The 15,688-nt window shown below is 45.1% G+C and carries 7 protein-coding genes and 1 pseudogene; 4 read left to right on the top strand and 4 right to left on the bottom strand.

From position 1 onward, the window contains the following. Nucleotides 1-188: 188 nt before the first annotated feature. Entirely contained in the window at nt 189-1,724 is a 1,536-nt protein-coding gene (locus D7D25_RS05340; RefSeq protein WP_255417199.1) for a hypothetical protein, read from the bottom strand. Nucleotides 1,725-1,966: 242 nt separating this feature from the next. Between D7D25_RS05340 and D7D25_RS05335 the strand changes: the two genes are divergently transcribed. The 4 genes and pseudogenes from D7D25_RS05335 to D7D25_RS05320 all read left to right on the top strand — a co-directional run bounded on the left by D7D25_RS05335 (nt 1,967) and on the right by D7D25_RS05320 (nt 11,132). Then, entirely contained in the window at nt 1,967-6,016 is a 4,050-nt protein-coding gene (locus tag D7D25_RS05335) for a two-component regulator propeller domain-containing protein (protein ID WP_255417206.1), read from the top strand. A gap of 51 nt (nt 6,017-6,067) precedes the next feature. Continuing rightward, a pseudogene (locus tag D7D25_RS18770) lies at nt 6,068-6,270 on the top strand (type II toxin-antitoxin system RelE/ParE family toxin); the annotation flags it as partial. Between the two features lie 174 nt (nt 6,271-6,444). Continuing rightward, entirely contained in the window at nt 6,445-9,495 is a 3,051-nt protein-coding gene (locus D7D25_RS05325) for a TonB-dependent receptor (RefSeq protein WP_122967931.1), read from the top strand. 17 nt (nt 9,496-9,512) lie between these two features. Then, nucleotides 9,513-11,132, top strand: a complete 1,620-nt coding sequence (locus D7D25_RS05320) for a RagB/SusD family nutrient uptake outer membrane protein (protein WP_122967930.1) — start codon at nt 9,513-9,515, stop codon at nt 11,130-11,132. 176 nt (nt 11,133-11,308) lie between these two features. Here the strand turns inward: D7D25_RS05320 and D7D25_RS05315 are convergent, their stop codons facing one another. The 3 genes from D7D25_RS05315 to D7D25_RS05305 all read right to left on the bottom strand — a co-directional run bounded on the left by D7D25_RS05315 (nt 11,309) and on the right by D7D25_RS05305 (nt 15,685). After that, a complete protein-coding gene (locus tag D7D25_RS05315) occupies nt 11,309-12,439 on the bottom strand; it encodes a glycoside hydrolase family 88 protein (RefSeq protein WP_370453836.1) in 1,131 nt (376 codons plus the stop codon). An 88-nt stretch (nt 12,440-12,527) separates the two neighbouring features. Then, a complete protein-coding gene (locus tag D7D25_RS05310) occupies nt 12,528-13,748 on the bottom strand; it encodes a DUF2264 domain-containing protein (protein WP_370453835.1) in 1,221 nt (406 codons plus the stop codon). Nucleotides 13,749-13,996: 248 nt separating this feature from the next. Beyond that, nucleotides 13,997-15,685, bottom strand: coding sequence for a RagB/SusD family nutrient uptake outer membrane protein (locus D7D25_RS05305; RefSeq protein WP_370453834.1), 1,689 nt, complete (start codon nt 15,683-15,685; stop codon nt 13,997-13,999). Between the last annotated feature and the right edge of the window lie 3 nt (nt 15,686-15,688).

Here is a 15,688-nt window from a genome sequence, read left to right as displayed (position 1 = left end):
TCGATGTTCAAAATATTCACTAAAGTTAGATATTTGAGTCGCCTCCGCTCCTCGATTTTCAATTCCTCGCTATGGCATAGTCCAAACAAGTTTATCCTTTGCTCATTTAGCTTAACGGAAATAATCATTCCCTTCGGGTGTTTAATGATTATTTTAAACATGTCGGTTTCATATCAAATGTTACTTAATTAATTAGCGGGAACCAGTTTGGCCCTTTCAAGATGAGCATCAAATATAAGTTTGTAATTTCCGGTGGTGTTCACGGCCGGTTTCGCCCAGTTATCCCCTACATGGTCAGGTTTTGTCCACGCGGGATTGGTGTATTTGGCCTCTTTGCCGTAGTATCCGAAGATTTCGGGTTCAGCGGAATTGTCCACACGCCATGTGCAATAGTTCCACCAACCGTCGGAATGCCAGTTGTGGATAACGAAGTTCATCTGAGTGCCGGCTTCAAGGAATAGTGACTCTTCGAGATAGAAGAGGTTCGGGTTGGTTTTGTCCTGCGTGAATCGTTCTACTTCGCGCGGATTACTTGTCATGTAACCAAAGTAAAACTCTTGCAGCCAGGAACCGCCGTCTCCCCATGTGTCGAGACTTGTTGAGCCATATGTGTGAGGTATGGGATTAACAGCTTCGGCGATGGGGTAAGTCCTGATGCTGTAAGTACTCTTTTGGGTGTCAAATGTGATCTCATAGTAAATATTGGCCTGCTCCAGTACGATCGGTTTTGCTGTTTCAGGATCGTCTGTCAATTTACTGTTATCTTCGGGGTCGAGTCCGAAGCAAATCGGAGAGAAATCGCTCTTTTGCGGCAGGAAGAAGATTTTCGTGCCTGCCTGCTGGTTATAGTAATTGGCCTTGTATTGATAATCGCCTGTACGTTCAATACGCATCGGGACCCCGAATACGTCACTGTTCAATTCTTTCACTGTGGCGACGTCTGCCAGATACATTTTTTCGAAATCGGGCATTTCTGACACTGAGATCATACTCGCGGCCACCGATTCATTTCCCATTCTGTCCACGGCTGTAATCGTCACATTGTAGATTTGCTCGATGTTCGGCAAGGTGATTCGTTCTACGAAATCAAATGTTTTCTCTCCGTCGGCTTCCAACCGGAGTGATGTAAAACCCTCTATACCTGGAATCTCAATCGTCACATAATCTAAAGCACGATCGTCTGAAACGGAAAAACGCAGATTAAATTTAGTCTCGGCTTTAATAAGCACCGTAATATTCTTGTCCGGAGATAGTGTGAATACAGGTTTCTCAAAATCACCGTCCATTGTCACCAGTAAATCTTGCGAGACAGTGCGGCCTCCCACGTCGGTCACCGTGACTTTAATGGTAAATTGGTCTCCGGTCTCATCCCTCTGAATATTGAATTTGTAACTCAGATCATACGCTTCGAGCGGTTTTTCATAAATCTCGATCAGGTTAATGGTCTTATCGAGATGAAGATCCTCACATTCGAGTCTGATCGCTGAAATTCCGTCTTTATCGCTGACACTCCCTTCAATGGTGATTGTCCGTCCAACCCCGGACTGAATATGAGTCGTTGTCAATGTCAGCACAGGATTCTGACCGTCAACCTCTGGATATCCATCATCACCATCACATCCTGTAAACCATAAGGCTGATAATGAAAAAATCCATAGCAGGAAGGTGTTGATAAAATATTTCAACCCCCTTTTTGCAGAATAATAATAATTTTTTGTTTTCATCCTTTTATGCTTTTTTTAGATTATAACGCCATTTTTGAATTCTATGCCAATGTTCATCCGACCTCGATTCGCAACATATGAAGAGGCAAAATTATGACAAATTGCAAGCCGGGATGAGACAGAAATCATGCAAAGAAGGACGTTAAATCATGCAACGCGTCATTTAACATCACTGGAATATAAATTAGTGTTATATTTGAATCATGAAGCTGTTTTATAGTATGAAGGGTACAAAGAGAGGGATGTTTTTGATACCGATTTTAGTTGCCATGATGGCCGGAGTGCAAGCCCAGCCGTCTGTCATCGCTTCACTGGGACGGGAGCAGGGATTATCCAATAATTATGTGGTAAGTATCACACAGGATAAAGATGGGTTCCTCTGGTTTGCCACTGAAGAGGGCCTCAATAAATTCGACGGAACCCGTTTTACCAGTTACTACAAGCATACCGGAAATATCAGCGGCAATGAACTCAATTATATTTACGCCGATCCGGCTGAACCTGTCATTTGGATAGCGACTCAACGCGCCGGACTGGATGCGTACAACTATGAGCATAACACTTTAGAAGTTTTCACACATCATGATGATTCCCCTTCAAGTCTTGTCACCAATGATATCACATCGATTACTCCTGCTGCCGACGGCAACCTGTGGATCAGTACCTATTACCGGGGGGTAGAATATTTTGACAAGCGTGCAAAAGGATTTACTCACTATAATACAGAAACTTTGCCTGATCTGGTGTCGGATATGGTATGGACAATATTGGACGACCATAACGGGCATCTTTACATCGGACATGTACAGCATGGAATGAGTGTTTTGTCATTGAATGACGGACAGGTTGTCAACTTCCGGAATGACCCTTCCGACCAGGGCAGCATCCCCGGAAACGAGGTGAGATGTATATACAAAGACACGCACAACAATATCTGGGTAGGTACCGATAAGGGTTTGGCCCTTTTTCACAGTGATACGGGCAGATTTATTTCTGTGGGCAGTTCTTCCCGGGGAATACTAACTTCCCGGATATTCGATATCCGGCAGATGAACGACAATAAGTTGTGGGTGGCAACAGAACTCAACGGTATTGCCGTGATTGATCTAAAGCAACATTTTTTTATGCCGTCGGGCCAGCCTTCCATACAACATTACATGGCAGGACATAATAAACATAGCCTTTCCGTGGCGACGGTCAGGGCGATTTTTCAGGATTCATTCAGCAATATATGGTTAGCCACCTATGGTGGAGGAATCAATTTTATCGGTCACACCCAACCGCTATTCGAATCTTACGGATACTCCCCGCTACCGGACGATGTGAATAGTCTGAATAACCGTATTGCATTGAGTTTATGTTTAGATAACGATGAAAGGCTATGGATCGGTACCGACGGAAGCGGTGTCAATGTTTTTGAGAACGGACAGCGCGTCCGCATATACAACAAAGAGAGGGGCACTCTTACGCATAATACGATACAGACAATGATGAAAGACAGCCGGGGGAATATCTGGCTGGGATCTTTTCTGACGGGGATAGACTTTTACGATTGCCAGCGCAAAAGAATCCAACCTATTGTGGTGAATGGTGGTCGCAATTGGGATGTCCGCTGCTTCTTTGAGGATGCCGATGCCAATATATGGGTGGGTACTCAGGAAGGCATCTGGGTGTTGGATGGGAAAACAAAGAGAATGGTAGATCACTATAACGCAAAAAACAACCAGCTACCGGAGGATCAGGTGAGAGCGATTAATCAGGACCATCTCGGACGGATGTGGATTGGTACCTTTGGGCTGGGACTTGCCGTTTATACCAAAGATATGCAGTTATTGGCCGGCTTTAATGAATACAACAATTTCTGTTCCAATACTATAAATCAGATCTTCCGGGATTCATACGGAGAGATATGGATTGCCACAGGGGAGGGACTGGTACGTTTTGCGGAATCCCATTCGTTCAATTACGAGGTCTTTCAGCGTGACAATGGTTTACATAATACCAATATCCGGGCCATCACAGAGGATGCCGCGGGAAATATCTGGTTCAGCAGTAACGACGGAATCACTTGTTATGTAAGAGCAAAAAAACAATTCCATAATTACAACCTCCTCGATAAGTCGCCCATGGGTAGTTTCTCATCCGGTGCCGTGACAAAAGACAAAAAAGGGAGCATCTATTTCGGATATAACAAAGGGGTTTGCTATTTTAGTCCAGCCTTTGTATTGGAAGAGCGTATTGTGCCTCAGGTTGTTATAACTGACATGAAAATCTATGAATCGGGAGTGGCACCGAAGAATGACCGGCATGTCAACTCATTTGTGGAAAAAAACAGACATATCGTTCTGAATCATAAACAGAATACATTCAGTGTCTCTTTCAACATTCAGGACTATTCGTTGACCAATCACGTGGATTATGCATATATGCTGGAAGGATTGGATGAAGTATGGCATACGGTAAACGACAATACGGTCATGTTCCGTAATGTCCCTCCGGGACGTTATAAATTCCTTGTCAACACACGGATAAGAAATCAGGCGTGGTCTCCGGAAAGCATCTATCCCCTTTCCATTCATATACAGCCTCCTTTATGGCTCACCTGGTGGGCTAAAACGCTTTATGTGACGGCAGGCCTGCTCATCGTGTTCTTTTTCCTGCTGGCTTATAAAAAAAGATTGGAAATGCAGAGTTCTTATGAGTTGGAGAAGAATAACCGTGAGCAGGAGCAGGAATTGAATAATGAGCGATTGAGGTTCTACACGAATATTGCCCATGAGTTACGTACGCCGCTGACACTTATATTGGGTCCTCTGGAGGATTTACAAAAGGATGCTCAATTGTTGCCTAAACAGCAGCAGAAAATATCCGTGGTGCATCAGAGTGCGCTCCAACTATTGAACCTTATCAATCAAATACTCGAATTCAGGAAAGCGGAGACCCGGAACAGAAAACTCCGTGTGAGTAAATCCAATCTGGCTGTCCTGGTAAAAGAAGCCGGACTTAAATACATGGAGCTGAATGTGAAACAAAACATCCAATTTGGGGTAAATATTGAGGAAGAGGAGATGTTTCTCTACTTTGACAAAGAGATTGTGAATATCATATTGGATAACCTCATCTCCAATGCGATGAAATATACTGACCAAGGATCAATAACAATATCTTTATACACAACAACGCGTAATAATCTTTCCTATACCGAAATAAAGGTGGAGGATACCGGTTACGGAATATCAAAAGAAGACCAGGCCCGTATTTTTGACCGATACTACCAGGCAAAAGCTACCCGGCAGGTCCCGGGCACGGGTATAGGGCTCGCGCTTGTGAAAAATCTCGCGGATCTGCATGAGGGAGAGATCAGGGTTGAAAGTAAAATAAACGAAGGCAGTAGTTTCTATTTTTCATTGCTCACACATAATATGTATCCGAATGCATTACACAATGACCGGGACGAAGAGACTCCTGAATCATCGGAAAGTATAAATGAATCTGCCGAGGAGACAAAGTCGAACGGGAAACCTATTTTGCTGGTGGTTGAGGATAACCCGCAGATCCGTGAATATATACTTGACTCTTTGTCTGACTCATTCCATGTGATTACCGCGGGTGAAGGCGAAGAGGGATGCGATGCGGCCTTCACCCATATTCCTGATATCATTGTGAGCGACATCATGATGCCCGGTATGGATGGGATCACTTTTTGCCAGAAGATAAAGGCGGACGTAAGAACCAGTCATATCCCGGTTGTCCTGCTCACGGCCAAAGATTCAATACAGGATAAAGAAGAGGGTTACAGATCAGGGGCCGATTCTTATCTGACAAAACCATTCAGCGCGTCTCTTCTTCACAGCCGCATCAATAACCTGCTGGAGACCCGAAAAAGACTGGCCACACAGTTCGTGCTCGACTCGGGGAAAGATGAAAAAAGCGCCCTCTTTAAAGAGTCACTCAACAAACTTGACAATGAGTTTTTGGAGAACCTGACACGCCTGATCGAGGAAAATATCCAATCGGAAAAAGTCGACATAAGCTATTTGTCCGGTAAGCTCTTTATGAGTAATTCCACCCTCTATAGAAAAGTGAAAGCGCTGACGGGTATTTCCACCAATGAGTTTGTGCGCAAAGTAAAGATGAATAATGCGGAGCGCCTCCTGTTAACAGGAAAATACAATATCTCGGAAGTCTCCTTCAGGGTCGGCATGAGCAGTCCTGTTTATTTCAGGCAATGCTTCAAAGAAGAATTCGGCCTGTCTCCTTCGGAATACCTTAAAAAGATCAAAACGGAATAAAGGATATATATGATCCCCTTTAAAATTCTCTAGTATCGACGAAAACCAGATGAAACGGGAAAAACGGCAAAGAAGAAATACCGTTTCCAGCCCCAAGTAGTAAATGGTTATTTGAAATGTGTGAAAGCTTTACAAAAAGGGCAATACGGATGGAAGATTTATTTTTGATCAAGTCTTTGAATTACGAGAAATTGAAAGGTGATAAAAAAGGTCTTTCTTTTTTGCGCGTTAACGATAAATATATTTTCAATTTTATGTTTAAAAACATATAAATAATAAGTGTATGTTTGTACACTTATTATTACCTTTGTTTCGATAAGTCTATATAACATGTCTGGTACATTGCACAGTCCGAGATAGTCGATTGGGTAGTGTGTGAAAACGTATTTTGTGTTTTTTTTATTCAAATTTTTAATCAGGTGAAGACAATGAAAATCATTAAATCTTTTCGATGGGGAAGGTTTTCCTTGCCCATCCATTGGGTTGCTGTTTTTGTATTATTGGGTACACTTAACAGTTTTGCGATCGACCATGTTGTTGAAACAAAGGCCTCTTTGAGAGAGCAACAGCAAAAAAGAGAAATTTCCGGAACCGTAACGGATGTAAATGGAGAAGCTATTATCGGAGCCAATGTTATGGAAAAAGGCACCACAAACGGGACTGTGACCGATTTGGACGGACAGTTTTCCATTACGATAGAAAGCGATGCTGTACTTCAGATTTCCTATATTGGTTATCTGACACAGGAAGTTAACACCTCGGGAAGCACATCTTTCAATATAATCTTGGAGGAAGATGCCATGGCGCTGGAGGAGGTCGTCGTGATAGGCTACGGCACACAGAGAAGAGGGGACATTACCAGTTCCGTGGCGACTGTCCGGGCGGATGATTTCAATAAAGGAATGGTTCAGGATGTTGGACAGTTGATCCAGGGAAAGGTTGCCGGTTTGACGATTTCCCTGCCCTCGGGTGATCCTACTGCAAGTACCCAGATGTTACTTCGCGGACGCTCTACTATTAACGGGACCAGTACAAACCCATTGGTAATTATTGATGGTGTGCCGGGGAGTTTCAGTTTGATCTCCCCTGAAGATATTGAAACCATTGATGTTTTAAAAGATGGTTCTGCCGCGGCAATTTATGGGACACGGGGTACCAATGGCGTCATTATTATTACTACCAAAAGGGCAAAAGAAACAAATTTCAACACTGTGGAGTATAATACGTATGTTTACACTCAGGCGATAAGTCGAAAGATGGAAATGCTCACGGCCGAGGATTATCGGAGGCAAATCGCCGAAGAATATAGACCTGCAAGCTGGGATAAAGGATACGATACGGATTGGTTGAAACAAATAACCCGTACCCCTGTGAGCCATGTGCATAATGTGACTTTTACCGGGGGGACCAATAAAACGAATTATTTACTGAATGTGAATTACAGGAACACGCAAGGCATATTTAAAAAGTCAGACAATGAAAATATGAATGTAAGGGCAAAAGTCAATCATAGCTTGTTTGATGATAAAGTGAGGGCCAACCTCGAAATCATCAGCAGGAATAATACCTTTACAACAACCGGCGACGGGTATAGCTTCAACGGTTACACCTATCGGCAAGCCCAGATCATGAATCCCACCGCGCCTGTAAAAAATGAAGACGGTTCATGGTATGAAGAGCCGGGGCTCTTCAATTATGAAAATCCCGTTTCAAGATTAGAGGAAAGTGATGGACGCAACAAGGTGCAATTTTCCAGATTGAATGCGAACGTTGTTTACAATCCCGTCAAAGATCTTACCATAAACGGTGTTTTCTCTTTGAGTAAATATAATCAGACGAGAGGATATTCGGAGACAAAGAAACATATATCCAATATTAGGGATTCCAGAAATGGTTTTGCTTCCAACGGGCAAGATGAGTCGATTGACCGCTTGCTGGATCTCACCGCACAATATAATAAGAGCATTGGGAAGCATCAGTTCTCTCTGTTGGGCGGTTATAGTTATCAGGAAAATGAATATTTCAATTTTTGGATCAATAATGAAGATTTTCCCACCGATATATTCGGCTATTCACAGATACAATTGGGAGAAGGGCTGGCCAATAAACGCAGTAGTTTCAGCAGTGACCGGGGTGTCAGTAATCTTATTGCTTTTTTTGGCAGGACGACCTATTCTTTCAAAGACCGTTATTTATTTATGGCAAGCCTTCGCTATGAGGGTGCAAGTCAATTGGTTGGCACCAACAACGAGTGGGGGTTGTTTCCTGCTGTTTCGGTAGGATGGCGTTTAAGCGAGGAGGAATTTTTAAAATCCACGGGATTTTTTGACGACCTGAAACTGCGTGCCGGCTACGGAGTTACAGGCAGCCAGCCCCAGGATCCCTTTATCGGTCTGGCCACGTTGTCTTACAGTGGATATTATTATTCAGATGGGAAATGGATACGGACGTTGCTTCCTTCGAGGAATACCAACAGGCATATTAAGTGGGAAGAAAAGCACGAATGGAATATCGGTCTCGATTTTGGCATCCTCAATAACCGGATCAATGGGTCCATTGATTTCTATAACAGGGATGTGAAAGACCTCATTTATAATTTTTCCGTACCTGTTCCTCCTAATCTTGTGAATAATACAACAGCCAATGTCGGTAAATTGCGCAATAGGGGCATTGAAGTTTTGGTTAATTTCGTTCCTGTCAAAACAGGGGATTTCACATGGCAGTCAAGCGTTAATTTCTCGACAAATAGTGATAAGCTCGTGAGTTTGTCAAACGATCTTTATCAGGTCTCATCCAATTATATTTATCCCGGTTCAACCGGTGAACCGATACAGACCTATACACATAGAATTGAAATAGGCGACAAAATCGGTAATTTCTTCGGTTATAAAGTGGTCGATGTGGATGAAGAAGGAAAATGGATCTATATCGACGGAGAGGGTAACACGGTCAGTTACGATGATTTCAACGGCAAACGCAATACCGACAACAAACACATCTTGGGAAACGGGCTTCCTAAATATTACGCGGGTTGGAATAATTCATTCGCGTTTAAAAACTGGGATCTGAATGTCACGATGCGGGGCGCGTTCAAGTACCAGATACTCAACTTCCAGAGAATGTATTATGAAAACACGAGCATCATGAATTATAACCGTTTAAAGTCTTCCGAGCATAAAGTTTTTGGTAAAGCCGTGTTGAATAAGGAAGTTCCTTTGGAATTCAACAGTTATTATGTGGAAGACGGTGATTTCTGGAAAATTGACAATGTGACTATTGGATACACATTCACCAAGACACCATCCAGGTATGTCAAAGCGCTCAGGCTTTACGGTTCCTGTGCGAACGCGTTGACGATAACGGGATACAAGGGTATCGACCCGGAAGTAAACAGGATCGGCCTTGATCCCGGTAATGACAACCGTGACAAGTATCCTCAAACAAGAACATTTACGTTAGGTGCAAATATCACTTTCTAATTTAATATTTTAGTCGTATGAAAACAAAAATAACAATCATACTGATAGCTGTCCTATCGTTCATTTGTACGAACTGTACTAAATTGCATGATACCAGCTATTCTTTGATAATATCCGAACAGTTTGAACCCACATCCGAAGATCTGGCCTCCATTGTCGGAACCACGTATGTGAACTGGCGGCAAGGACTTTTATTTTGGAACAGTATCCTGAGGATCATGGAAGTATCTTCCGACCAGTCGGTGATACCTGCCCGTCCCAATGGATGGGTGGATGGGGGTGTGCACCGGCTCATTTTCGAACACCAGTGGAGTACCGACCATGAAGTGGTGGAAAACTGTTGGAATCATTTGTATGCGGGGGTAAATAATTGTAACCGGGTATTGTTCCAGATTGAATCCGGAAGCATTCCGGTAACGGAAGGAAAAGAGGAGACGATCGCCGAATTGAAAGTCCTGCGCGCTTCTTATTATTATATGTTGTGTGACCTTTATGGGAATGTTCCCATTATGACCAAATACGACATTCCTGAAGGGTTTATACCCGAACAGTCGACACGTCAGGACGTTTTTGACTTTGTTATAAAGGAAGTAACAGAGAATATGCCTTTATTAAGTGAAGAAAAGGGTGGCATTATGTATGGCCGCTTCAACCAATGGGCAGCCTGGGCACTTTTAGCCAAAATGTATCTCAACGCTGAAGTATATACCGGCACGTCACATTGGCAGGAGTGTGTTGAAGCATGTGATAAAGTGATTGAAAGTGGTCTTTTTGAGTTGGATGCCAATCAAAGGGATGTCTTTGCGACCAATAATGAAAATGCGAAAGAAATTATTCTGGCTCTTCCCTTTGATGATCAATACGTGACGGACTGGAATGCGTTTGATATCCACATGCAGACCTTGCAACCTGCGAACCAGGCAACCTATAAATTGGCGTCAAGTCCATGGGGGGGAATCTGTGCTGTTCCCCAATTCATCGATACGTTTGATCCCGACGATATACGTTTAAAGGAAAATTGGATCCAGGGCGATCAATATTCCGCAGAAGGAGATATGCTGCTATGTACCATGGGCAACCTTTCCGGTCAACCGCTATCCTATATAAACGAAGTTCCCAGTATTGCTTCATCAGAGGAAATACATGGTTTCCGCCATGGGAAATTTGAAATCGCCATAGGAGCACGTGTGCAATTAAGCAATGATTGGCCACTTTTCAGATATGCGGATGTACTGATGATGAAAGCCGAGTCTCTTCTGCGGACTGGTTCTCGCAACGAGGCGGCTGAAATAGTAACCCGGGTGAGGGAACGTAATTTCAAAGCAACTCCGGAAAAGGCGGTAGTTACTGGGGACCAATTGTTGCAAGGGAGTGTATACGATTATGGACGTCGAGATGACCTTGTTCCTCACACTTTTGAAGGAGGTGGGGATGTGCCGTTCGGACGCATGCTGGACGAATTGGGTTGGGAGTTTAATCAAGAAGGACGCAGACGGCAAGATATGATACGCTTTGGTGTTTATACACGCAAGTCATGGTTCTCTCACTCTCCCAATGGAGATTACCATTCAATCTTACCGATACCCAGGTCGCAATTGGAAAAGAATGCGAATTTAAAACAGAATCCGGGGTATTAATTGGCAATATTTATAATGGAGGCTGTACAAAAAAGCAGCCTCCATTATAAATGGACAGTTTTGATATACAGGTTTTCACTGTTTGGGAAAAAATTGACAAGTGTTTTGCTACTACATGACTGTTACTAAACATTTTCCAGTAAACAGCCGGAGTTTCATATGACCGGGATATGAAATCACTGCTGAGTAGAGCGATAGTATTTCACCATTTCCGAGGCAGCCAACAGGAAAGCGCCCACACCGAAGTCGGCGGTGGTTTCCGCGTTTACATTATGTTGGTCGGCCCGCTCACCGATAGGCTGTACATAGCCGACCTTGCCGTCATCCTGTAAAGCGGTATTCGTCAGGTAACTCCAACCTTCATCCACCACTGTGCTGTAGTCGTCTTTATCAAAGAAACCGTTGTTTATCCCCCATAAATAGCCGTAAATGAAAAATGCCGTCCCACTGGTCTCATATCCGGCAGCATGGCCGGCATCGAGCAGGCTTCTCGTCCAGAATCCCTCTTCCTGCTGGCAACCGGCAAGCGCCTTCGCCATATCCCGGTACACATTTATATATTCATCTCTATGGGGATTGTCTTCGGGCAGATCCTGTAATACTTTGGCCAGTCCGGCGAATACCCATCCGTTACCACGCGCCCAGAAGTCTTTCTTCCCATTGTTCGTCTTGTGGGCAGGATATATGTATTTGGCATCCCTGTAAAACAAACCGCTCTCCTCATCATGCATCAGCTCTTTCGCAAAGGTGAAATATTCATGAAGTTTACTCAGATACAGTTCGTTTCCGGTTATATTGTACAGTTTCGTCATCACCGGCATCACCATATAGAGCCCGTCAGCCCACCACCAGTAATCATTCCGGGGTGTGCTCATCTGGTATTCCATCACCTCTTTCGCGCGTGCAATCTTTCTTTCGTCTTTTGCCTCATCCAGATTATACAGGTCGGCATACACCTGGAAACAGATCTGCCAATCTCCGAAAAGCACAAAATCGTCAGACTCCCCATATGAATACCTCCAGTTCTCCTTATCGTCTGATTTGGCACCCTTCCACTCATTGTGTTCTGCCCAGGCTTCGGAATATGCCTTGTATGCCTGGTTTCCGGTCACTTCATACGCGGCCATGTTTCCGGCATGATAGGCCGCGGTGTGCCAGAATGCATTGCCCTGTTCCGGATGATTGGCCTGCCAGTAATTGTTTATTTTGTGGATAATATCCATCACTTCTTTCACATCTGTTTTATTATTATCCTTATTTGGACCGCATGCCGTAAAACAGGCGATCGTTAGCGGGAAGAATAGCATTACAGACCAATCATAAAACTTGTGGTGCATAATTCAGGGAGCTTGTTTGTTAAAATAAAGTGCGAGTATCTCATTCATTTGGGTGTTATCAGTATCTTATAGCATGGTCTTTGGGGAAAGAATTTCCCTGCCATGCTTTTTTAGTTGTCCAGTCTTCGGCGGGAGAGATCCAGAACGAATGATCCACCGGCAATCCCAACGGGAGAAACACCTCTGATGTGAGGTACATGCTGCCGTTGTTGGTATACCAGTCGGACAGGTCGGGCTGATGGCCGGCAAATCCTAATTGAAGGAATCCTCCTTCATTGAAATTGCCTTCGTTTGTGAACATTCGTTTCATGGCGGCAGTGAGCGCGCTCCTGACCTGTCCTTCTGACAATTCTTCCGGTAGGAATTCCTTCCACGAAAGCAAGGAGAGGGGTTGGAATACGCCTAAGCGGTAGGTCATGGAACGTCCGAACAAGGGGAAGGTTCCTTCGGGAGAAATAAAGCGCTCCAATATGATCCCGAAGCGTTGCATCCGTTTTTTCGCGATATCCAAATCGTCGCGTATCGATTCCGGGCTTTTGTCCCGTAATGGTGCTTTCCTGTCCACAAGCACCTGAAGGACCTGTATATACATCGGTTGTATCACATAACTGTTATAGTAGTCGAAGGCGAAATGCTCCCCGTCGGAATACCATCCGTCGCCAACGTACCATTCATCGACCTTCCTGATAGCGCTGTGAATGCGGTACATATCATACTGCGCCCCTGCCTCCATCAGGAAAGTTTCTACCATTGCCGAGAACAAGAGCCAGTTGGTGTAAGGAGGATCTATGCGGCGTAGTTGCTGGAATTCCTTGATATATCTCTCTTTGGTTAATTCATCGAGCGGCTCCCATAACTGTTCGGGTGCCCGGAGAAAACTGCTTGCGATATAAGCGGCATCCACCAACGGCTGCCCTTCATTTCTCCACAACAGGTAGTCGGGACTTTCGGGGTTGACCGCATGCGCGTAACTCTTCAATGCCCATTCGCGGAGTTGTTTCCTTTGCCTGCCTTCCGCCGTATCGTCGTCCGGCAGGCTGAGCCAGGGAGCTATCCCCGACATAAGCCTTCCGAAACATTCCATGTAGCTAACATCTTTATCGCGTCCATCCCATGTGGGGCTGACTTCCACCTGCATATTCTTTTTCAGTTCACCTTTACTCATATTTTCCAGCACAGGCGCGGCGATCCGGTATGCTAACGCGGCCCAGTATCCGCGGTCACCATCTACCGGTACGGCGGGGGAACCTTCCACAGTCTCCATCGGATAGACAAACATGGCTGCCAGGAAAGAAGACACCATCAATGATATTATTTGTTTCATATGACTAAAATTATTATTTTCAAAGGTGTCATATGGAACTCGCTTTAGTCATGATCTTGTGTGATAATGATTATCATGCTCGTTTCATACGATTATTTTATTGTTTTTCAGTTTACATATTTCACCATTTCAGATGGTGCCAGCAATCCTTTTTCCGCTATTTAAGAAACCCGTCAAAAACCTTTATCTGGAATTATGTCTTTTTAGTAACCCGGATTCTGTCTCAGTTCAGCCTCCTTGTTGCGCTGTATCTCTGAGAGAGGAATCGGCAGCAGTGTATGCTTGTTGGCATCAAAACCGGTGATGGGCTTGTAAAGGTCATCGTTCAAAGGAATACGTGAAGCCAACATGCCTGTACGGTGCAACGTCATGCGGCGATTCTCCTCCCCGATCAGTTCGCGGGCGCGTTCATCCAATATGAAGTCCATATTGATATCCGAGGCCGACACTTTACCCGCGTCGGGTACAAGCTGGCGATACTCCTTGAAAGCGCGGTCGCGCAATACGTTGATATCGTCGGTAGCACCGGCAGTGTTGCCTTGCCGGAAGCGGGCTTCCGCGCGCAGCAGGTAGGTTTCGCCCAGACGCATCATCGGCCAGTCTTTTACGACAGCATAACCGAAGTCATCCGTCGGGTCATAACCACCCCACTTGGTACAATAAGTGTACATCGTTTCTATGCTGTCGGTAGCGTATAAGATGATGGGATCACCCAACTCAACATGCACTTTCCTCACACCGGTTCCCGCAGCCACCCGCCAACCATTGGCGTCCACATCAATATCCGCGCCGGTAAAACCCGGTTTGTTATAATAAATTGTCCGGCGGATGTTGAAGTTGGAATTGCGGATGTCGCCCTGCATACCGTTCCACACATAATACTTCATGAAGTTGCTCAGGCGCAGGCGTCCGTTGCCGCGGCCCCCGAGGGAATCGCAGTTGGCATAACCTATGTCAATCTTATGCAGCGCGGGTTGCCACACGCGGCGCTGTTGCGGATAGTCGATAGTCCCGCCCGTAACATTCACATTATATTCCATCTCAAATGTCCAGATGGCTTCGGTATTACCCTCCGAACGGCGCTGATTCCCGAAACGGAACATATCGCGATAATAATCGCCGCCTTCTCCCAGGTACTTGCCGTAACGGGCTTCAATCAGCTTGTACTTGCCACCATCAATAATCTGGGTGGCCATTTGTTCCGCCTTGGCGTAGTAACTGTTATCGCGCATCCCCATACGAAGGTATGCCTGGGCGCCCAATTGACGTGCCATATCCTTATTGCAACGGCTTGGTTTGGCCGCGGCGCCCACTTCAGGCAGATTGGCAACCGCATAGGTGATGTCTTGTTCGATGAGGGCATCCACTTCGGCAACCGGCTGGCGGGTGAAGTTGAATGTCGGCACAGTTACCGGAGCGCTCAACAGGGGCACATCACCCCAAAGGGTGACCAACTGGTCATAGGCATACGCGCGGAAGAAGCGTGCTTCGGCACTTGCGGCCGGATTCACTTCGTCAACAGCCGCGATAATCAGGTTGGCATTGTTAATGAACTCATACAGCTTGCCCCAAAGATAGGAAACACCCGCATTTTCGGAATTCAGGTCGGCATACTGGTAGAATGGGTTCTCTACGCCTTGCGTTGCGCCGGCAGAACAAACGTCAGTACCTATCTGCCAGATACCACAATAACCCTGATTGCTTGAATAACCGCCGATTTCGGCAACGATGCGGTGCAAGCCCGCCAACTGTGCATCCACGGTGGCATTGTCTGTCGCGCCGGTGGCATCAAAACTATACGGATTTTCTTTCAAATAGTCGCTGCCACATGAAAGGAGGGTCATGCCCAGGGCAACCAATGAAATGATGAATAATTTATTTCTCATTTTAATCAT

Origin of the sequence: Proteiniphilum sp. X52, from assembly GCF_003712195.1 — a bacterium.
GTDB lineage: Bacteria > Bacteroidota > Bacteroidia > Bacteroidales > Dysgonomonadaceae > Proteiniphilum.
Note: the sequence above shows the minus strand (reverse complement) of the source record. Positions and strands in the feature narration are given on the sequence as shown.